This is a genomic window from Sodalis sp. dw_96, assembly GCF_018449575.1.
Classification (GTDB): domain Bacteria; phylum Pseudomonadota; class Gammaproteobacteria; order Enterobacterales; family Enterobacteriaceae; genus Acerihabitans.
Window position 1 is genome coordinate 1 of the sequence record NZ_JAAVUT010000061.1, and the last position, 618, is coordinate 618.

General features: G+C 45.5%; 1 protein-coding gene. It reads right to left on the bottom strand.

The window, feature by feature from the left end; translation table 11 throughout:
- Positions 1 to 17: 17 nt before the first annotated feature.
- Positions 18 to 618, bottom strand: a 601-nt coding sequence (locus HB631_RS26775) for an IS630 family transposase (protein WP_213994211.1), incomplete at its 5' end; no start/stop codon positions are given.

Genomic DNA, 618 nt, shown 5'->3' on the forward strand with positions numbered 1-618 from the left:
CTAAATAGGTGTGCCTATTAACGCTCCACTTTTGTTTGTCCATGTCCGTTGCCAGGAAATGGGGATGCTGCTTTCATAAACTGGGCCACATTTCTTAATAATTGCCACATATATCGGCATTGATGATTGCGTGTCACCGTTTCATGAAGCGCCAGCCATAATAACTCTATTCGGTTTACCCAAGGTGAGTAAATAGGTTGATAAATAATGATAAATTTTGGATTTTCAGCCAGCCAATCCAGCGTTTTTTGGCTCTTATGAATGACGTAATTATCAACGATTAGCGTGATAGTTTTCGCGCTGCGGTAGGTACTTTTCAGGTGGCCCAGCATCTGGATAAACAAATCCGAGCTTTTGCCTATGGCACTGACATAATCTACTCGCCCGGTTCCGGCGTGTAACGCCCCAGCCAGGTAATGTTTTTCGTTTTTACCCGGTGTCGGGAGCCGCTTTTGGTGTCCTTTACATTGCCAGTCAGCGCCGATTTTTGGATTAAGATCAATGTCCACTTCATCCTCATAAAAGACCGGGTGGTCCGCGCAGTTCTTGGTCAACGCCTCTTCAATTGCAGCCATTTTTTCTTCTTTATGCGGATCCCTGATGTGCAGTGTTGGGGCA